Origin of the sequence: Pediococcus acidilactici (assembly GCF_016127815.1) — a bacterium.
Classification (GTDB): domain Bacteria; phylum Bacillota; class Bacilli; order Lactobacillales; family Lactobacillaceae; genus Pediococcus; species Pediococcus acidilactici.
This window is the reverse complement of the sequence record NZ_CP066046.1, coordinates 1,456,500-1,474,918: the sequence shown is the minus strand read 5'-3', so window position 1 is coordinate 1,474,918 and position 18,419 is coordinate 1,456,500. Positions and strand designations below refer to the sequence as shown.

Genomic DNA, 18,419 nt, shown 5'->3' with positions numbered 1-18,419 from the left:
TACGTTTTCAACAATTACGCCATAATCCCAAATTAGACGGGCTGGCGTAGCTTAAAGTTGGACAATTAAAACCAAATTTGGTATTTTTTTGTGTTTTATTGGCTTATCTATTGCATTTTGGTTTAGACCATTTTATAATTGGACTATACCAAAAAGAAAAAAGGAGCGCTGACTATGAAGGTAATTATCGTAAAAAATGATGTTGAAGGCGGAAAAGAAGGTTACAAAGTTTTTGCTGACGCAAAGAAGAACGGAGCAAAAACGTTCGGTTTAGCTACCGGAAGTACTCCAATTACCACTTATCAAGAAATTATTAAAAGTGATTTAGATTTCTCAGACTCAATTTCAATTAACTTGGACGAATACGTGGGACTTCCTGCCGATAGCGATCAAAGCTACAACTACTTCATGCACAAGAACTTATTTGATGCAAAGCCATTCAAGCATTCATATTTACCAAATGGTCGCGCAAAAGATATTGAAGCAGAAGCAAAACATTATGATGAGATTATTGCGGAAAACCCAATTGATTTACAAATCTTAGGAATTGGACGTAACGGACACATTGGTTTCAACGAACCAGGAACTCCTGCAGATAGCACTACTCATAAGGTAGCATTAACTCAATCAACTATTGATGCTAACGCTCGTTTCTTTGAACATGAAGAAGACGTTCCGCGTTTTGCGATTTCAATGGGATTGGCTTCAATTATGCAAAGCAAGCACATTTTGATGGAAGCATACGGTGAAGACAAGGCTGATGCAATTAAGGGAATGATTGAAGGACCAGTAACCACTGATTTACCAGCAAGCTTACTGCAAAACCATGATAATGTTACCGTAATCGTTGATGAAGCAGCTGCAAGCAAATTGAGTGGTAAGTACTAAAAAACGAACGGAAGTTACCGAAAACTTTGTGAATGTAAAAACTAAAAAGGGTACTTTTTTAGACGAGTTTGCCGAAGAAATGTAAAATGTTAACTCTAATCAGGAGATTAAGGAGCTTTTTCCTTAATCTCCTTTTTATTTCCCGCTGTTTTCGAACAAAAAAGCCTCAAAGGATTGAAAACGTTTCCTATTTGGAATAAGATGTTTTTATAGGTATTGGGATAAATAGTCCCCAAACGTCACTAATTTTGTTATTTTTAATATAAAGAATTTGCCGTAAAGTGGGGTAGCACGCCGATTTAATAGTTATTAGTTATCTAAACAATAACTTTAATGGGAAAATACGGGCTGATTCTGATAAAATAAGTCTTATTGTAAGGGAGCAATCACAAAGTGGAAAAAATAATTGCAATCAATGCTGGTAGTTCAACATTGAAGTTTAAGCTTTTCGAAATGCCTGAAGAAAAGGTGATTTCATCTGGAGCGGTAGATCGAATCGGTATTCCGGGTTCTAATTTTACAATCAAGACGGCCGATGGACACAAAACTAAAATTGAACAACCAATTAAGAATCATGAAGAAGCCGTTGACTTATTGTTACAACAACTTCTAAAGCTAGACATTATTAAGGATTACCACGAAATTACCGGAGTGGGTCATCGAGTGGTTGCGGGAGGAGAAATTTTCCAAGATTCCGCGTTAATTAATGATCAAGTTTTAAAAGATATCGAGGACCTAAAGGAATATGCGCCATTGCATAATCCAGCTAATGCTACGGGAATTCGCGCATTCAAGAAAATTTTGCCAGACATTACCAGTGTGGCAGTTTTTGACACGTCTTTCCACGGTACGTTACCCGAGAAAAATTATCTATATAGTATTCCTTACGAATACTATGAAAAATACGGGGCTCGCAAATATGGGGCACATGGAACGAGCCACCGGTACGTTGCGGGACAAGCAGCCAAATTAATGCAAAAGCCATTGGAAGACTTGAAATTAATCACGTTGCACTTAGGTGCGGGAAGTTCAATTACGGCGATTAAGGATGGAAAGTCTTTTGATACATCGATGGGTTTCACTCCGTTAGCTGGAATCACGATGGCTACCCGTTCGGGAGATATCGACGTTTCTTTGGTAGTTTATTTAATGGAAAAACTTAACATTAAGGATCCACGAAAGATGCTAGAAATCCTCAACGAGAAGTCAGGATTATTAGGTTTGTCACAATTATCGCCTGATTTACGCGACATTTTAGATGCTGCGGATGATGGTAATCACCGTGCTGAAGTGGCGGTTGACATTTTGGTTAACGACATTGTTAAGTACATTGGGTCATACGCAACGGAAATGGGCGGCCTTGATGGGATTGTCTTTACTGCCGGAATTGGTGAAAACAGTGTGCCAATTCGGCAAAAAGTCGTGAACCGGTTAGGTATTTTTAACGCCAAACTAGATGATGAGCTTAATCAACAACGCGGCGAACGTTTTATCAACCAAGCAGATTCAGCAATTAAAATCATGGTAATCCCGACCAATGAAGAATTAGCGATTGCACGTGAAGTGGAACGCTTTAAGAAGATGGAGGATTAAGTTGTGAAATTATTTGAAACATTTAAAAATAAAGTTAAAGAACAAAAACGGACGCTAGTTTTGCCCGAAGGTGAAGACCAACGGGTGCTTGGTGCGGCAGTTCGTTTAGCTAATGAAGAATTGGCTAAAGTAATCGTATTAGGCTCAAAAGAAAACATCCAAGCTTTAGCCCAAAAAGATAATCTTGACTTAGCTAACCTGCAAATTATTGATCCTGCCGAATATCCTGCTGATGAAAAGCAAGTAATGGTAGATAAACTAGTTGAACGTCGGAAGGGTAAAAATACGCCGGAACAAGCGGTTAAAATGCTAGAAGACGTTAATTACTTTGGTACCATGTTGGTTTACCTTGGTAAGGCAGACGCAATGGTTTCTGGGGCAGCTCACGCAACTAGTGATACGGTACGACCAGCGTTGCAAATTATCAAAACTAAACCGGGCATGCGGCGGATCAGTGGAGCCTTCCTCATGCAACGTGGTGATGAACGCTACGTCTTTGGGGACTCTGCGATTAACATCGATCCGGATGCGGACACATTGGCAGAAATTGCCATTCAAAGTGCGGAAACCGCACGTTCAATTGGAATTGACCCTAAGGTTGCTTTACTAAGCTTTTCCACAAAGGGTTCGGCCGCTGGTGAAATGGTTGATAAGGTTGTGGAAGCAACCAAGTTGGCTAAGGAACGCGATCCTAGAACCCCAATTGACGGGGAGCTCCAATTTGACGCAGCTTTCGTTCCGGAAGTAGGAACCACGAAGGCACCAGAATCCGATGTAGCAGGTCACGCCAACGTCTTTATTTTCCCTGAACTTCAATCAGGAAACATTGGCTACAAAATTGCCCAACGGTTAGGTGGCTTTGAAGCCTTAGGACCAGTACTCCAAGGTTTGAATGCACCAATCTCGGACCTTTCCCGGGGTGCTAGCGAAGAAGACGTTTATAAAGTCTCTATCGTAACTTTGGCCCAAGCATAAAGTAAATATGTAAAACCAGAGTTGGCTAATTGGATTTTTCCTATAGCTTGGTTTTCTTAAAACAAATTAAAAGTGCTTTTCAAGAATGAGTTTAAAAATTCTTGAAAAGCACTTTTTTAGTTATGCAATCTTAATTTGCGGAAAGCGTTAAGCTATTTGGTACCCGTAGTCCCTTGCTTTTTACAATCGGGACACAGCCCCTCGACTTCGACGTGATTAGCGATAATATCAAACCCGGTCTTAGTAGCGGCGACCCGGTCGATCTTAGCCAAATCAGCGGCGTAATCAGGATAATCGACGTCAATAATTTTTCCACAATTAGTACATATTACGTGGAAATGGGGGTGCCCATAATAATCATAATGAATACCATCTTCTCCACTGGTCAATTCAATCACTAATCCCTGGTCAACAAGCAACTTCAGGGTATTGTAGATGGTTGCTAAGCTTAAGTTAGGGGTTTTTGAATTTAATGCGTGAAAAATGGTTTCCACAGTCGGATGGTTTCTTTTTTGGATTAGGTATTCCAAAACAAGTCGACGCTGAGGAGTGATGCGAATATGCTTTTTTCTCAAATGTTCAATTGCTTCATCGATTGTATTTTTGGCCATCGTATTTTCTCCTATGTCATAATCGAGTCACTAAATTAATTGAAGCACGTTTTTTACTTAGTTTCAAACAGGATTGAATAAAGTTTGCTTGGAAGCTTTACTTTAGGTTTTTAAATTAATAAAATTAAAGTTAAGTTGGCTTAAAGAGGTGCACTTATGAAAGAACTGCAACGTTTACGTAGTCAGCTGAGCAGTGCGGACTATCACCACGTTACCGTCCTGATTTTAGGGATGCTAATCATGTTAGTGGGGGAGTTTAGTACTGCTTTGCCAATTGCGGAAATTTTACGCAATTTTAATAACGGCGGTACCACCGTGCAACTAGTGAACATCTTGCCTTTAGCAATCTTAGCATTAATGTATCCGTTAGGGCCGGTATGGTTGCAGAAGCGAACGGTGACCACGTTATTTAGAGATTCACTAAAGGTTTTTATTATTGGAACGGTCATCATTGGGCTGGCTTACACGTTGCCCCTCATGTTAGTGGGCAGAATTATTCAGGCGGTCGGTTGCGGAATGATACTACCGATGTTTGCCACCTTGATTAGCGCCCTCCTCCCTGAGGATAGTCGTTTTAGTGATTTTAATCAACTCGAAGATATTATTACCGGAGTGGCGACGATAACGGCGTTGCTGTTAACGGGGACGAGCTTTTTAATTTTACACGCTTGGCAATGGGCTAATTTATTAGTAATCTTAGGCAGCTTAATTGTCTACGGCATGGCAAACGAAATTGAAATTGATCTAGAAGCACAAAAGTATAGCATAGAGTGGGTTAATTTCGGCCTTTCTGGGGGCTTTTTATTACTGATTGGCGGGATGGTTTTACTTACGAAAACCGGTCTAGCTTTGGCAAGCTGGTGGCGCTGGTTCTTTTTGCTTAGCGCGTTGATTTGTTTAGCGCTTTACGTGCGGCGAGAGTGGCAAGTTAAGAACCCGTTAATTGATTTTAGAGGGCTACTAGACGTACGTTATCTGCGAGCAGTTCTTTTACAGGGGATTGGAGCAGCTTCCTTTGCAAGTTTATTGGTAATTGGAGTGCTATACTTACGACAAGGCCTGCACTACGCAACGTGGGCCATTGGGGTATCGTTGATTCCAGGAATCATGGTGCGGTTGCTAGTTCATCACGGGACCATTCCATTGTTGAAAAACGTTTCTACAATAAAACGGATTCGAATGGCCACGGGCATCATGATGTTAGGTTGGGGATGTTTGACAATTTTTTCAACGTATCTCAACCTGCTATTGTTTGTGATTTTAACCATGTTGATTGAGGCAGGACACGGTTTATTGATTCAAGTTGGTAAGCAACTTAACCAACGGCCGCGGTCCCGGAGGTTAATTAACATGGCGGATATTTTTGCCGGACAGTTTAAACTGATGGCAACCAGTTTGATTTTGACGGTGCTATCCGTGGTTTTACAAAACGTGACCGAAAGTTGGTCATTTTCAGGCCTCCCGGGGCAGTTATCTTCGTTAGCGGGATACCGGGCAGCATTTTTAGTCTTTTTTATCATTACTATCTTGAGTTGGCTGGTCACGATGATTGCGGGCCGGAATTATAACTTAAGTAAACATATTGTGAAGTAGTTGGAGAAAATAATGACTTTTAAGGTGTTTTTAAGAAAAAGCGAAACCTTCTTAAAAGCGTTACTGAAGCGATTCAATGAAGCGGAAGTGGTAAATAATTCGATCGTGTTAGCGTATTATTTACTGCTTTCATTTTTCCCTTTAGTAATGCTGTTAGGAACTTTATTACCACTGTTTCAAATCCGGGTAAATACCGTTTTAGAGTACATAGAAACCGCCGTGCCTGAGACCATTTATAACATTACCGAGCCAATCGTTAAGGACTTTTTAGGTTCTGGAAATGGCGAACTGTTTTCATTTAGTTTGGTAATGACGGTCTTTTCAGCTAGTCAAGCGGTCGCGGCGTTTCAACGAACCGTTAACCGCGCTTATGGAGTCGCCAAATACCAAAATCCAATCATTAACCGGGTAGTTTCCTTTTTCCTTACGGTGGTGATTATTGCGATTATGGCGGTGCTGGTTTTCTTGTTTAGTTTTGGGCAAACGTTGGTCAGTTATCTAACCCCTATTCTAAATTTACCAACCCATTTATTTGCGTTGGTCGGTCAATTAAAGTGGCCAGTTACCATTGTGGGCCTGTTCGTGGGGCTATCATTGCTTTATTACCTAGTGCCTAACGCTAAAATCCGGTTCAAGTACGTAATCCCCGGGACGGTGTTTGCAACGATTGGCACGATGGTGTTGTCCCAAGTCTTTTCCTTTTATTTAAGGATTTTCGCGCGATCCGTTACAAGTTACAAGACTTTGGGTACCTTTATTGCCATCATGTTCTGGCTTAATTTTTCGGCAATGATCATCATGTTTGGCGGGGTGCTAAATGCTACCTGGCAAGAATTGCGCGAAGGTAAAATCATCGAAACCGCCGGAAGTCTGCGTAAAGTGGTTGGAAAATATAAAATTAACATTCATAAATAAAAAACAGTGTGGAAAAGTAGGTTAACAACTTGAGTAAAAGTTGTCCCTTGCCACACTGTTTTTAATTATGCTTTAACGACGATAAACCACTTCGAACAATTCGGTTACAACCGGATCGTCGGTTGAAAATTGATTATCGTAATTAGCCATTAATCTTTCAAATTTGTGCAAACTACGCTCGCGCCAGTCTTCGAGGCTGCGATCTCCTTCGCCTTCGTTATAAGCGTGTTCAGCAGAAACCCGTAAGAAGGGAATCAGTTCCGAAACCACGGTCTGAATTACCGCGACGGGTTTCATCTGACCGTCTAGCAGTACGAAATAGTCTCCTGCTTGAGGAATGGCTTCCTGTTCAGCGGAATAATAAGCTAACGGTTTAGTGGTTGCGCGTTTTTGCCCTTTGAGAATCAAATTATTTAGGCGGTCGATCTCTGCGGGCTGGTCTTGGGGACCAAACCATCGTGTTTGAAAACGATCCCCCTTAACGCCGCTTTGTTCGGTAAATGCTTGCCAAATTGCTTCAACTGGTGTTGCCATTGTATCAGGTCCTTCCCGTTATCTTATCGTTGTTGCCCATATCCTACCATCTTGGAAACGTTTCCGCAACTGAATTAGTTTACTCGAGATAAAGCCGTCGAAGATCCTGTAAGTCGGTTTCACTCAACTCTAAGGCTTCCTTAAAATAGTGGTCCCAATTGCCAAATCGGTCAATAATTAACTGATGAGCCCGGTCCAAACTAGAGGCGGCAACGGAAAAGACGCTGTTCATCCTTTGGATTAGTTGGTTAGCGTGCCGGTTGGCAATTTGTTTGCGCAATTCGTCAGGGTCGCGCCGGCTATAGACTAAGTTAGTCAATAAATAATCTTCCCGGATGGTACTATATGGCACTTGGAGTGCGGCCATAATTAGCATTCCGGCCACCCCAGTACGGTCCTTGCCGGCTGCACAGTGAAATAGGAGCGATTCATTTTCTTGGTCGTTAGCTAATAAATCAATAAACATTTGGCGGAACGCTAGACGTGCGTGTTCGTTAAGTACCATCACCAAGTAGGGATCGTACATGGCTTCTACGTGGGATTGGTATTGTAAATGCTGGTTAACTGGGATATCCGAGGTTTCACCATCATGAATCGGATAAACCGGGTATGAACGGACGATGATATCTGTAGGAACGCGGTCTGGGCTCCAGGTCACTTCGGACGGCGAGCGTAAATCAATATCATACTTTAACCCGTAATCTGCTAAAACAGCGCCATCGTGCTCGTTGAGGCGGGATAACTCCCCAGAGCGCAAAAGTTTTCGCCATTTGATAGTTTGATTATTAATGTTTTGGTAACCGCCGAGCTCCCGCAGGTTCACGGCGTGGGGAAGGTCTAAAATTCGTTCAGGCTTCATAATTCGAGGGCACTCCTAACTGTGGTTTTAAGCCTATTATAACGCAGCTAAGGGAAAACATTTACCGGATCAACAAAAAAGGACGCCGTTTAGGGCGCCCTTTGGGGAGTAGGTTATTGAAAACTACATTCTGTACTTTTTGGAGGAGTAATCAGAATAAATTTTCGGATGAGAAATGGTAATCCCTACCTCCTCATCCACATTCTATATCATAAATGGTAAATGTGAATTTTTTGTTAACTTAGTCTTTTAAAAATATCAAAGTTTATTAAGATTTGTTAATTACTCTAAATAAATTTTTCTAAGGTCTGCTAAGTCGTGATCCGTTAAATGAAGGTATTCTTTAAGGTAATTCTGGGTGGAACCAGAAAGTTTCTTAATAGCTTCCATTGCGGAATTATAGTACGAGATGTTCACAGATTGGAGCGCCTTGGCACTTTGAATGAAGGCCGAATTTTTATTTTGTAACTTCAAGTCCATTACTAGGTTGTCAATTCGAGGCTTAATTGCTCGATTAGTAAGTAAATAATCGGCCCGGATCGTATCTTCGTCAACATTCAGAGCGGAAAGGAAGAAAATGGCGCCCATGCCGGTCCGGTCTTTTCCTGCCGTACAATGGAAAAGTAAAGCGGAGTCTTCGTCGCTATTAGCTAGTAAAACATCAAAAAATTTCCGGTACGCCTTTTGTGCGTGGGATTGGTTGATCACGTCGCGATAAACTCGGCGCATTTCAACTAGTCCGCTGGTGGGATCGTAATTCATTTTACGCTGTAGATCACTAGTTTGCTTAGTACTTTGGGTTTCGTCGACCGGGAATACCGGATCAAAAGTGTATTTTGCACCAGCAGGGACTTGGTCAGGTGCCTGACTTTTTTCTTCCGGGGAGCGGAAGTCCACGTCGTATTTGATGGGATAGTTAGCTAAAAAATCTAGGTCCGTTTGGGATAAACCGGATAGACGTCCCGAACGAACGATTTTATTCCACTTAATCGTTTTGCCATCAAGGGTTTTATAGCCGCCAAGTTCGCGGAAGTTTAATCCAGTTGCGATTGGTAAGAGTCTTGCACGTTCCATCTTAATTCCTCTCTTTATACGTTAATTTCTTCTTCGACACGTTCTGCCATGTTAGCGTAAATACGTTCACAGTCTTTGGTGGTTCCGCGGAGTTCATAATCGTCGATCATTTCAAAACCATAATCCCGAGCGTAGCGGCGCGCAGTTAGACAATACTGTTCGTTAAAGTTGCGGTTGCCACTCCCCACCACGCCGAGGCATAATTCGCGGTTGTGGTGGTAGGCAATGTATTCACCCAACACGTTAGTCATTAGTTCCTTAACACCGTTGTCAATGCCGTTACCGCCGTCCAAGTAGGTGGGAACGAAGGCAAAATAAGGAATCTCTTCATCAGCAAATTCCGTTTCGTCCGTGATTTCCTTGGCGAAAATTAAAGGATTTTTCGGGTCTTGTTGGTGCATTTTTTCGGCGTAGTCACTTAAATCGTCGACGAAAGATTGCGTATTACCCGCAATCGAGATGTACAAAAGGTGAATTTCATTTTTCATGGTTAGAACTCCTTACTATATTTGCTGTTACAGTTAATTTTACGCTCCTCTTAAATAAAATGATACCACGGGTTAATAACAAACTCACTTAAACTGCCGATAAAGATGGAAACGCTATCAGAATGTAGTACAATAATAGGCAGTAATGTAAGGGGTGAAGGTAGTGAAACCACATTTAGTATTCATGGACATTGACGGAACGTTAATTGATAATCACCAAAATGTTTTACCAGCAACCAAACAGGCAATTGAACGACTCCAACGAGAAGGTGTAATTTTTTACATTGCCACGGGGCGTATGCTGTCGCTAGCGAAGTTAATTCAGAAAAAAATCAACGATGAGGTTGAAATCATTGCGTCAAACGGATCGGTATACCAAAAAGGAAACCATATTCATCAGGAGCATCTAGGATGGAACGCGTTGAAGGAAATTTATCAAATTACGATGGACTTAGGACTTTCGACGAACTTTTTCACCACCGAGATGACCTACTATACTAACAAAAAGCCGTGGCGCCTAAGTCGCTTAGCACGGGTTCGCGTGATGGCGGATAAAATGGGAAATCGGGGATTTGAAAAGATTCAAGATTTGGACCATCTCCAGCAATTGAGCAGCCAAATTATTAATGGGATCACAATTGATGATGAGCCTTCCGCACGTTTGCAAGAGGCGAAGGAACGTTTGATGGCAACCAAATTGCTAGCGGTATCATCATCGTCGCCAAACAATCTGGAATTGATTCCAAGAAGAATTTCGAAGGCTACGGCGGTTCGCGCGATTATGGATAAGTACCAAATCCCGGTGGAAAGAACGTTGGCATTCGGTAACGATATGAATGATTTGGAAATGATCCGCGCGGTAGGGACCGGGGTGGCAATGGGAAATAGCCCGGAACTGCTAAAAAAGGAAGCGGATGCGGTGACGGAAAGTAATTTGGAAAATGGGATCGGAAAATTTTTGGAGAGGTATTTTAATTTAGAGAGTGGAAGCCCCTGGGCAACTTCTGAGGATTAATAAAATATAAGGACTAATCACGGGTTAGGTGATTAGTCCTTATATTTAGTTAACCGGAAGAAGTTAGGGCTGGAACTCGTTTTGACTAGGCAGCAGAGAACCCTCGAGGATTAACGGAATCTAAAGACTAATCGCGGTTTTAGGCGATTGGTCTTTTCTATTTGGTTAACCGGAAGAAGCTGGTCCTGATAGCACGTTTTGACTATGCAGCAAAGAACCCTCAAGGATTAATAAAATACAAGGACTAATCGCGGGTTGGGCGATTGGTCTTTAGATTTGGTTAACCGGAAGAAGCTGGTCCTGATAGCACGTTTTGACTATGCAACAAAGAACCCCAAAAATAAGGGATTTTCAAAGGAAAAATCCCCATATATTTACGTTGACTTATATACCCGCAGAGCGTATTCTATGTTGGAATTAAAGAGGTCCTAGCAGGGAGGCGCTGATGATGAATCCAAAAAAGGTATTAGACGTGCAACAAATCCAAAAGAACTTTGGTAAAGTTCAGGCATTGCGAAACGTTACTTTTCAAGTAAACCGTGGTGAAGTTTTTGGATTTATTGGGCCCAATGGTGCGGGAAAAACGACGACAATTCGGGTGATACTGGGGATTATTAAAGCAAGTGCAGGAAAAGCCACTATGTTTGATCAAGATGTTTGGCAAAATCGGGTGGCAATCCATCGCAGACTTGCTTACGTACCAGGTGATGTATATTTGTGGCCTAATCTGACTGGTGGCGAAATTATTGATTTATTCCTAAAAATGAACGGAGAAAAGCATTCTAAGCGGACTGATGAATTAATTGAACGTTTTGATTTGGACCCGAAGAAAAAGGCGCGAACTTATTCAAAAGGAAATCGGCAAAAAGTGGCGCTAATTGCGGCTTTTTCCCAAAATGCGGAGTGTTACATTTTTGATGAACCCACTTCGGGGCTAGATCCCCTGATGGAAGAGGTTTTTCAGGAGGAAGTGTTAAAACTTAAGAACGAAGGAAGGGCAATTCTATTGTCTAGCCACATATTATCTGAAGTGGAGCGGATGTGTGATCGAATTGCCATTATTCGTGAAGGAATCATTATTGAGCAGGGAACGTTAGATGAAATGCGGCACTTAACCCGCACACAAATTACCGTGACTACTAAAGACGATGCTGAAACGGTTAAAAATATACCTGGGGTGCACGCATTTGAGGTTGATCAACGGAACCCGAAAAAAATTAGTTTTTCTGTCGATACGGACGCGATTAGCGAAGTGATGAAAATTTTGACGGAGAAAAATATTTTAGCGATCCAAAGCACTCCGCCAACTTTAGAAGATCTATTTCTCAGATACTACAAACAGGACGCAAACCAACGTAAGGTGATTGATCATGAAAAATAAAATGAAGGGTTACGGACTGTTGACTGCGTTAAATTTACGTCGTGATCGTTTAAACATTGGCGTTTGGGTCTTAGTATTAGCAGGGCTGATGGCTAGCGTGGCGTTCAAGTTTGAAACGCTGTACGGAACTCGCCAAGCAATTGCGTCCATCAAAGCGACCCTCAACACACCGGCAATGCAAGCCTTTTTCGGGACGTTTGATACCCCGTTAAAAACTAGCGGAGACCTGTTTGCAACCGAGATGTTGGTATTTATGGCAATTGCGATGATTGCGATGAACATTTATTTTGCAATTCGTGCTACTCGTGGCGAGGAGGATCAAGGTCTTACGGAATTGGTGGTCGCTCACGACGTTGGTAACTGGTCGATAATTATGGCGGCGCTCACGGAACTATTCACAATCAATGCGGTCACGGGAGTGCTATATAGTTTGGCAATCCAATTTAGTTCTATGGCGGGGGTTGACGCGAATGGGGCGTGGTTAATTGGCTTGAGTTTAGCAGCCGGAGGATTACTGTTTGGCATGGTTGGTTTATTAATGGCTCAAGTTTTTGATAACGCTCGTTCGGCGACGATTGCTAGTTACATGATTTTGGGGGTGATGTACGTTGCCCGGATGTTTACTGACCTTAAAAATCCTGCCCAGACTTGGTGGGTTCCCTTAGGATGGATTGAAAAAATTGAAGCTTTTCATGACAATAACTGGACGCCCGTTTTTCTAACGTTCAGCTTAGGGATGCTGATTGGTTTAGCAGTCTGGGCGGTTAACCAAAGCCGAGACGTGGGCGCGGGCATGTTTCAGGGATCTGCGGGACGGGCCCGCGCAGCACGTACCTTACAAGGACCCATTACGTTAATCGAAAAATTACAACGTCATAGTAATTGGATTTGGTTATTTTCACTATTTATCCTAGGCGGAATGCTCGGTTCAATTTTTGATACGGTGGGAGATATTTTAAAATCTAACCCGACCATGCAACTCGTTATGCAAAAATCGGCAATCCACAGTGCTAGTCACCAAATTTTACTTAATTTCATTTCAATTATTGGCATGATTATGGCTGTTTTAGGAACGATTCCAGCAGTGATGAGCGTTAATAAACTCCATGGTGACCAACAACGCGGTTATCTTGAAAACGTGTATGCTAAGGCGGTTTCGCGCAACCGCTTGTTGACTGGGTACGTGGCCAACGGAGTGGGAATTGGTGTTCTAGGTTTTGCGGTAGGACTGTTGGGAGTTGACGTTGCGGGAAATTGGGTGCTGACCCAGGGTGACATTAGCTTTGCAGCATACGTAAAAACTTTCATTGCCTTTGCTCCCACAATTATTTTGACCGTTGGCCTGGCAGTCTGTTTTAACGGAATTGCGCCGAAGTTAAACGGAATTACCTGGTTGTATCTGGGGTACGCATTCTTTACTAGTTATCTTGGCGGTCTACTTAAACTACCAGCCTGGACTAAGCAACTTACCGGATTAGGATGGACCAAGATGGTTCCTTTAGACAAGGTTAATTACAGTTATGTGTTTGTTTTGATAGCGCTCGGGTTACTTTTAATGATCATTGGTTATTGGGGATTTAACCGGCGCGACCTCGCTTAAAAGCGATTTTTAGCCAAAATAAAAAGCAGGGAGATAACCCCTGCTTTTTGTGTACCTAGCTTAATCGGTAAAGTGATCTACTTCCGGAACGACCGGCGGCACATCGGCGAGCTCTTCAGGTTTTAGTTTGTGGACCAAGAACCAGTCGATATGGGCGTTTTCGTTATCAAGCACTTCGAAATCATAGTTTTGAATTCGAACGTGTTCATGCACCTTGATTTCCGGGTTGTGATCGATGACGTAACCACCAAGGGTAACCACGTCTTCTTCTTCAAAGTCGGGTACGTCAATGCCAAAGTACCGTTCAAAATCGTACACCGTCATTTTTCCACTAACCTTGAAGTAACCGTCAGCTTCTTTATGAATGTAGTCTCCAGAAACGTCGTCAATTTCGTCATTGATGTTGCCGAAAACTTCTTCGTAGATATCCTTATCGGTGATGATTCCACTTGTTCCGCCGTATTCGTCAACCACTACGGAAATCGGAACTTGTTTTTTAATCATTTGTTCTAGGACATCTTGCAACGCCAGCGTTTCAGGCACGGTAATGATGTTACGTAATAACTTGCTGACCTTAATATTACCGTCCACTTGGCTTTGCCGAATAATGTCGTAGTTGTAGATGTAACCGAGGATTTTATCCTTATCGTTATTAGCAACTACTGGGAAACGGCTAAAGCGACTTTGTAAGTATTGGCGTAACGCATCGTCTACCGTGCTGTCGACATCTAAAACTACTAATTGAGTTCGGTCGATCATGATGTCTTTGGCGACCTTATCATTAAAATCAAAGGCTCGTTGCATATAAACGTAGTCGTTTTTGTCTAATTCTCCGCCGCTAACCGCGTTTTTAGAAAGGTTTAAAATTTCTGCTTGGGAGAAGATTTCTGAGTTCTCGTCGGCAGGCTGCATTCCCATTAACCGGACAATTCCGTTTGCCGAAGCGTTCAGTAACCACACGAATGGATAAAAAGCAGTGTGGAAATAGTGAAGCGGAGTTACCACCCACATCAAAACCTTCAACGGAATGTCGATACTGATGTTCTTGGGAACGATTTCGGTGATTACCACTTCTAAGTAAGTTAGTAGTAGAACCCCGATTACTGCCCCCACAATGTGCAGCGAGGCACTGTTAATCATGTGTGTAGCCCCAAATAGTTCGACCACGAAATATTCAACCGTTGACTCACCAATCCAACCGAGGATGATCCCACAGATTGAGGTACCAACCTGAGTAGTTGAAAGATATTCGTTTAGGCGACTAACCATCCGCATTGCCAATCGATATTTCTTTTGCTTGCGTGCGCTAGTTGCTTCTTTTTCGGCTTCTTCTAAGGCACTAGGCCGGGTTTGCACAAGGGCAAATTCGGCGGCAACGAAGAAGTAAGCTAATATAAAAGTGATAAGTATCACAATCAGGTTAGAGACTATCTGACCGCTATCCAAAAATAATTCCCCATTTCTTTTTTCTCGTTATTGTTATATTATACAACGTTAAAATTCAAATTAGTATGCCAAGAACCGTACTTTACCGAAACTAACGGGATATTTCAAGGAATCATTAATAAAAATTAAAACGATTTGAAAAATGTGATAATTGTAATCGCTTTTATTGGTGGTATGATGATGTTGTTTAAGAAACTTTAGATTTATCTGGAGGTATGGAAATGAAGCAAATTAACGTGGGCGGCATGCACGCTTCCAACGTAGCGTTAGGAATCATGCGGATGGATGCGCTCTCCGACGAAAAGGCCGCGGAAGTAATTGATGCGGCTGTAGATGCGGGGATTAACTATATTGACTCGGCAGATTTATACGGGCATGGAGCATCAAGTGCAAAATTTAAGGCTGGTCTTAAGCTAGCTAAGGCTAGTCGCGATGAACTGTACATCCAATCCAAGGGTGGCATTGTCAGCGAAAATGATGGGGACATTCCGTACGGCAACCGCTACAACTTTAGCAAGCAACATTTGATTGCCGCGGTAGATGGTGAACTACAGCGCTTGGGAGTGGATTACTTAGATTCATTTTTACTTCACCGACCAGATCCGTTAATGGAACCTGCAGAAATCGCGGAAGCTTTTGATGAATTACAAACGGCGGGCAAAGTACGGCATTTCGGGGTGTCCAACTTTAACCCGATGCAAGTAGAACTATTACAAAAATATTTGCAACAAAAGCTAATCATTAACCAGCTCCAATTTGGCATTATGCATACGGGGATGATTGACTTTGGCATGCACACCAACATGACTGACGACCGGAGTGTCAACCACGATGGTCAGATTCTTGAATATTCCCGGATTCATGACATGACGATTCAAGCGTGGTCACCTTACCAATATGGGTTCTTTGAAGGAGTCTTCATTGATAATCCGAAGTTCCCCGAATTGAATAAGAAAATGCAAGAAATTGCGGATATTTATGGGGTAACCAAGAATGCCATTGCCACGGCATGGATTTTACGTCATCCTGCTCAATTCCAAGTATTATTAGGGACCATGAATCCGCAACGGATTAAAGAATCGGCAGCGGGTGGCGACGTGGAGCTTACCGGACAAGAATGGTACGACATTTATTACGCTGCGGGCAACGATTTACCGTAGGCGATGAAAAAAGCAGCTAAAAAATCATTTTAGGATTTTGTCTTTTAAATGAAGTCAAAAGTCAGTTTGTTCTGCTTAACCCAAAAGCGACCATCATGCCCAATTTAGGCATAATGATCGCTTTTTAGTTAGTGCTCACAAACTACTCGACTTTGGTCCCACACTCTTTTTTAGCAACTATTGCTTATTGACGTCACTAATCTTCATGGTAATGTTTTTAGGTTTGTCTTGGACGACCACGATGGTTCCCTTGCCAAGAAAGTCCTTCGAACCGCTGTATTTGATAGTGTATTCCTTAGCAACAGCACCTGAATTTTGCAGGCCCATAACGTAAATTTCGTCATCGGTAAAATCATCACTAAAGGCAAACGCAATTACGGGAGTAACCACAATTTGGTCCTTTTTCATTTGTTTCAACGTATCCCACAAGCCTTTAATTACTTCGCTTGGGAACTGTTCCTTAACTTCTTCAGCAACTTTTCTTTTTTTAGTTGGATCAAACATTTTACTTTCCTCCACCTGTGAATAATATGAATAGATTACTATAAAAGATGACTTTTGATAATTATTGTTTATTACACGAGGTAATCTAGTTTATAAAACTAGGTAATGATGTTACAATAAAAGAAAAGAAAACAAATACAAATAAGGAGGTTTTAGCAATGAGTAATTATAAAGAATATCAACGGTGGTTGGAACTAGTCAGCCGGGTGGAATTACCACACTGGGATGATTTGCCAAATTTTGATTTGTATATGGACCAAGTAGTGGCGTTGATGACGGAATACACGGGACCTTTAGGCCTGGAAGCAGTGACGCCGGCAATGATCAACAACTACGTGAAAAATAAAGTGATTGTCGCACCAGCGAAGAAGAAGTATCAGGTAATGCAAATCGCGGACATCCTCTTGTTGACGTTGCTAAAGCAATCCTTTTCGATTCAAGAGATTCGTTCGGGAATTGACCGGGTAACTGCAAGTGAGTATCCAAAGCAGGCGTACGACCGATTTATTGATTTACTAAATAAGAAAATTAGTTTGATTGGTAAATCAAGACCAGATCGCCATGCAGAAAACCTAACGGACCAACTACTGGAAGCAGCATCAGATATGGTGGTGGACCAGTTGGAAACCAACCAACTAGTAAAAATAGTAAAGAATTCAAAGTCGCACGAACCAACGAAAATAAAATAGAGCGTTCTGGAGCCCGGGTAGCTCTTGAGGACTAACAGAATTAGGGACTGATCGCGGGTTAGGCGATTGGTTCCTAATTTGGTTAGTCGCAGAGAGCTGGGGTCCATAACGCGTTTCGACTGTGCAGCATAGAAACGGTTAAAACCCGTCAATTAGCTGGATAACTTTTCTTTTTTAGGGCGGATGTTTGTGTGGAACCTTGTTAAAGTAGCCAAAGCATGTAAAATTAGTTTTGAAAATAATAGGCTATTAATTTTTTTTGCCATAAATAATGTCTACCCAAAGGAAGTTTAAAGAAATGAAGTTTGCCATTCGCGCGCAAAATCTCGAATATAAGCTCACGGAAACTGAAGAAAATATTGTCGAGTATATTTTGGTACACCAAGCTGAGGTAGTTAACATGAAAATCGTTACCTTGGCGGAACACTTTTTTACCGTGCCCAATACCATTACCAGATTTTGCCGTAAGTTAGGTTATGGCGGATTTACCGAATTAAAAGTGGAACTGCGCCACGAACTCCTCGAAAAGCAAACCAGCAATCAACAACTGGCCTTAATTGAGGAAAATTTCGGATTAGTTGATGAAAAGCGGGAAATAAAATTAGCTAAATTACTTCAAAAAGCACGGTTAGTTAACTTTTATGCGCAAGATCAAACCCATTTAATTGCTGAATTAGGGGTAGAATGTTTTCAAGTTTTAGACAGCAAATTTCAGCTCTTAGGTTATGAAAAAGAGGTGTTGAGCCGAATTAACAATGGAGCGGGGGACGTCTTCTTCTTCATTTCAATTTCAGGTGAAACACCTGCGATTGTTAATTTAGCAAAAAAAGCCAAGGAGCGGGGACATCAGGTGGTTAGCTTAACTAATCTGTCGAATAATTCGTTAGCGGCAATCGCGGACGTTGCCATTTATTGCTTGACAGAGGTCACTTATATTGCAGGAATCGAAGTTACTGATAAAACTCCGATGTTTGTGATTTTGCAAGCCCTGTTTCAGCGTTACTTAAAATTGTGTAAAATTACACCAAAAAAGACCGAAACGTTATAGTTTCGGTCTTTTTTTCTAGTTTTACCGTCTAACTGTCCTTTCGATG

General features: G+C 41.9%; 18 protein-coding genes. 11 read left to right on the top strand and 7 right to left on the bottom strand.

All coding sequences use genetic code 11. The features are described from left to right. Positions 1 to 174 precede the first annotated feature (174 nt). From I6H64_RS07330 to pta, 3 genes are all read left to right on the top strand, one after another. A complete protein-coding gene (locus tag I6H64_RS07330; RefSeq protein ID WP_002830086.1) occupies positions 175 to 888 on the top strand; it encodes a glucosamine-6-phosphate deaminase in 714 nt (237 codons plus the stop codon). A 393-nt stretch (positions 889 to 1,281) separates the two neighbouring features. Then, the gene (locus I6H64_RS07325; RefSeq protein WP_002831028.1) at positions 1,282 to 2,481 is read left to right on the top strand and encodes an acetate/propionate family kinase; all 1,200 of its coding nucleotides are present in this window, start codon (positions 1,282 to 1,284) and stop codon (positions 2,479 to 2,481) included. Positions 2,482 to 2,484: 3 nt separating this feature from the next. Continuing rightward, a complete protein-coding gene (pta, locus tag I6H64_RS07320) occupies positions 2,485 to 3,456 on the top strand; it encodes a phosphate acetyltransferase (protein WP_005919688.1) in 972 nt (323 codons plus the stop codon). A 152-nt stretch (positions 3,457 to 3,608) separates the two neighbouring features. Here the strand turns inward: pta and I6H64_RS07315 are convergent, their stop codons facing one another. After that, complete coding sequence (locus I6H64_RS07315; protein WP_005919685.1) at positions 3,609 to 4,067, bottom strand: Fur family transcriptional regulator; 459 nt, start codon at positions 4,065 to 4,067, stop codon at positions 3,609 to 3,611. Positions 4,068 to 4,223: 156 nt separating this feature from the next. Between I6H64_RS07315 and I6H64_RS07310 the strand changes: the two genes are divergently transcribed. Both I6H64_RS07310 and I6H64_RS07305 read left to right on the top strand, forming a co-directional pair. Then, the gene (locus tag I6H64_RS07310; RefSeq protein WP_008841213.1) at positions 4,224 to 5,660 is read left to right on the top strand and encodes an MFS transporter; all 1,437 of its coding nucleotides are present in this window, start codon (positions 4,224 to 4,226) and stop codon (positions 5,658 to 5,660) included. Between the two features lie 12 nt (positions 5,661 to 5,672). After that, the gene (locus I6H64_RS07305; RefSeq protein WP_002830078.1) at positions 5,673 to 6,575 is read left to right on the top strand and encodes a YihY/virulence factor BrkB family protein; all 903 of its coding nucleotides are present in this window, start codon (positions 5,673 to 5,675) and stop codon (positions 6,573 to 6,575) included. Positions 6,576 to 6,647: 72 nt separating this feature from the next. Here I6H64_RS07305 and I6H64_RS07300 read toward each other — a convergent pair whose 3' ends face one another. The 4 genes from I6H64_RS07300 to nrdI all read right to left on the bottom strand — a co-directional run bounded on the left by I6H64_RS07300 (position 6,648) and on the right by nrdI (position 9,530). After that, on the bottom strand, positions 6,648 to 7,109 hold the full coding sequence (locus I6H64_RS07300) for an ASCH domain-containing protein (protein ID WP_008841212.1): 462 nt from the start codon (positions 7,107 to 7,109) through the stop codon (positions 6,648 to 6,650). 79 nt (positions 7,110 to 7,188) lie between these two features. After that, on the bottom strand, positions 7,189 to 7,968 hold the full coding sequence (locus tag I6H64_RS07295) for a tyrosine-protein phosphatase (protein WP_008841211.1): 780 nt from the start codon (positions 7,966 to 7,968) through the stop codon (positions 7,189 to 7,191). Positions 7,969 to 8,250: 282 nt separating this feature from the next. Next, complete coding sequence (locus I6H64_RS07290) at positions 8,251 to 9,042, bottom strand: tyrosine-protein phosphatase (protein WP_002830073.1); 792 nt, start codon at positions 9,040 to 9,042, stop codon at positions 8,251 to 8,253. Between the two features lie 14 nt (positions 9,043 to 9,056). Next, a complete protein-coding gene (nrdI, locus tag I6H64_RS07285; protein WP_002830072.1) occupies positions 9,057 to 9,530 on the bottom strand; it encodes a class Ib ribonucleoside-diphosphate reductase assembly flavoprotein NrdI in 474 nt (157 codons plus the stop codon). 163 nt (positions 9,531 to 9,693) lie between these two features. On the opposite strand from nrdI, the gene I6H64_RS07280 reads away from it, so the two are divergent. From I6H64_RS07280 to I6H64_RS07270, 3 genes are all read left to right on the top strand, one after another. Next, entirely contained in the window at positions 9,694 to 10,545 is an 852-nt protein-coding gene (locus I6H64_RS07280; protein WP_052017558.1) for a Cof-type HAD-IIB family hydrolase, read from the top strand. A 445-nt stretch (positions 10,546 to 10,990) separates the two neighbouring features. Next, entirely contained in the window at positions 10,991 to 11,926 is a 936-nt protein-coding gene (locus tag I6H64_RS07275; protein ID WP_008841209.1) for an ABC transporter ATP-binding protein, read from the top strand. Beyond that, positions 11,916 to 13,526: an ABC transporter permease gene (locus tag I6H64_RS07270; RefSeq protein WP_056985042.1), complete on the top strand. Its 1,611-nt coding sequence runs from the start codon at positions 11,916 to 11,918 to the stop codon at positions 13,524 to 13,526. Before I6H64_RS07275 ends, I6H64_RS07270 begins: the two co-directional genes overlap by 11 nt. Before the next feature lie 60 nt (positions 13,527 to 13,586). On the opposite strand, the gene I6H64_RS07265 is transcribed toward I6H64_RS07270, so the two are convergent. Then, positions 13,587 to 14,972, bottom strand: coding sequence for a hemolysin family protein (locus tag I6H64_RS07265; protein WP_005919661.1), 1,386 nt, complete (start codon positions 14,970 to 14,972; stop codon positions 13,587 to 13,589). Between the two features lie 221 nt (positions 14,973 to 15,193). Here I6H64_RS07265 and I6H64_RS07260 point away from each other — a divergent pair, with 221 nt between their 5' ends. Then, positions 15,194 to 16,132 carry an aldo/keto reductase gene (locus I6H64_RS07260; protein WP_036685216.1) on the top strand — a complete coding sequence of 313 codons (939 nt, stop codon included), beginning with the start codon at positions 15,194 to 15,196 and terminating at the stop codon, positions 16,130 to 16,132. Positions 16,133 to 16,309: 177 nt separating this feature from the next. On the opposite strand, the gene I6H64_RS07255 is transcribed toward I6H64_RS07260, so the two are convergent. Further along, positions 16,310 to 16,636: a hypothetical protein gene (locus tag I6H64_RS07255; RefSeq protein WP_024862611.1), complete on the bottom strand. Its 327-nt coding sequence runs from the start codon at positions 16,634 to 16,636 to the stop codon at positions 16,310 to 16,312. A 158-nt stretch (positions 16,637 to 16,794) separates the two neighbouring features. On the opposite strand from I6H64_RS07255, the gene I6H64_RS07250 reads away from it, so the two are divergent. Next, positions 16,795 to 17,325: a DUF1836 domain-containing protein gene (locus I6H64_RS07250; protein ID WP_002830062.1), complete on the top strand. Its 531-nt coding sequence runs from the start codon at positions 16,795 to 16,797 to the stop codon at positions 17,323 to 17,325. A gap of 298 nt (positions 17,326 to 17,623) precedes the next feature. Next, a complete protein-coding gene (locus tag I6H64_RS07245; protein WP_036685215.1) occupies positions 17,624 to 18,373 on the top strand; it encodes a MurR/RpiR family transcriptional regulator in 750 nt (249 codons plus the stop codon). The last annotated feature ends 46 nt before the right edge of the window (positions 18,374 to 18,419 follow it).

Bases quoted from the DNA above. Each gene is read 5' to 3' on its own strand.
- nrdI (WP_002830072.1), bottom strand. From the start codon at position 9,530: ATGAAAAATGAAATTCACCTTTTGTACATCTCGATTGCGGGTAATACG.
- I6H64_RS07260 (WP_036685216.1), top strand. From the start codon at position 15,194: ATGAAGCAAATTAACGTGGGCGGCATGCACGCTTCCAACGTAGCGTTA.
- I6H64_RS07295 (WP_008841211.1), bottom strand. From the start codon at position 7,968: ATGAAGCCTGAACGAATTTTAGACCTTCCCCACGCCGTGAACCTGCGG.
- I6H64_RS07300 (WP_008841212.1), bottom strand. From the start codon at position 7,109: ATGGCAACACCAGTTGAAGCAATTTGGCAAGCATTTACCGAACAAAGC.
- I6H64_RS07255 (WP_024862611.1), bottom strand. From the start codon at position 16,636: ATGTTTGATCCAACTAAAAAAAGAAAAGTTGCTGAAGAAGTTAAGGAA.
- I6H64_RS07270 (WP_056985042.1), top strand. From the start codon at position 11,916: ATGAAAAATAAAATGAAGGGTTACGGACTGTTGACTGCGTTAAATTTA.
- I6H64_RS07330 (WP_002830086.1), top strand. From the start codon at position 175: ATGAAGGTAATTATCGTAAAAAATGATGTTGAAGGCGGAAAAGAAGGT.
- I6H64_RS07290 (WP_002830073.1), bottom strand. From the start codon at position 9,042: ATGGAACGTGCAAGACTCTTACCAATCGCAACTGGATTAAACTTCCGC.
- I6H64_RS07310 (WP_008841213.1), top strand. From the start codon at position 4,224: ATGAAAGAACTGCAACGTTTACGTAGTCAGCTGAGCAGTGCGGACTAT.
- I6H64_RS07305 (WP_002830078.1), top strand. From the start codon at position 5,673: ATGACTTTTAAGGTGTTTTTAAGAAAAAGCGAAACCTTCTTAAAAGCG.
- I6H64_RS07245 (WP_036685215.1), top strand. From the start codon at position 17,624: ATGAAGTTTGCCATTCGCGCGCAAAATCTCGAATATAAGCTCACGGAA.
- I6H64_RS07315 (WP_005919685.1), bottom strand. From the start codon at position 4,067: ATGGCCAAAAATACAATCGATGAAGCAATTGAACATTTGAGAAAAAAG.
- I6H64_RS07250 (WP_002830062.1), top strand. From the start codon at position 16,795: ATGAGTAATTATAAAGAATATCAACGGTGGTTGGAACTAGTCAGCCGG.
- I6H64_RS07275 (WP_008841209.1), top strand. From the start codon at position 10,991: ATGATGAATCCAAAAAAGGTATTAGACGTGCAACAAATCCAAAAGAAC.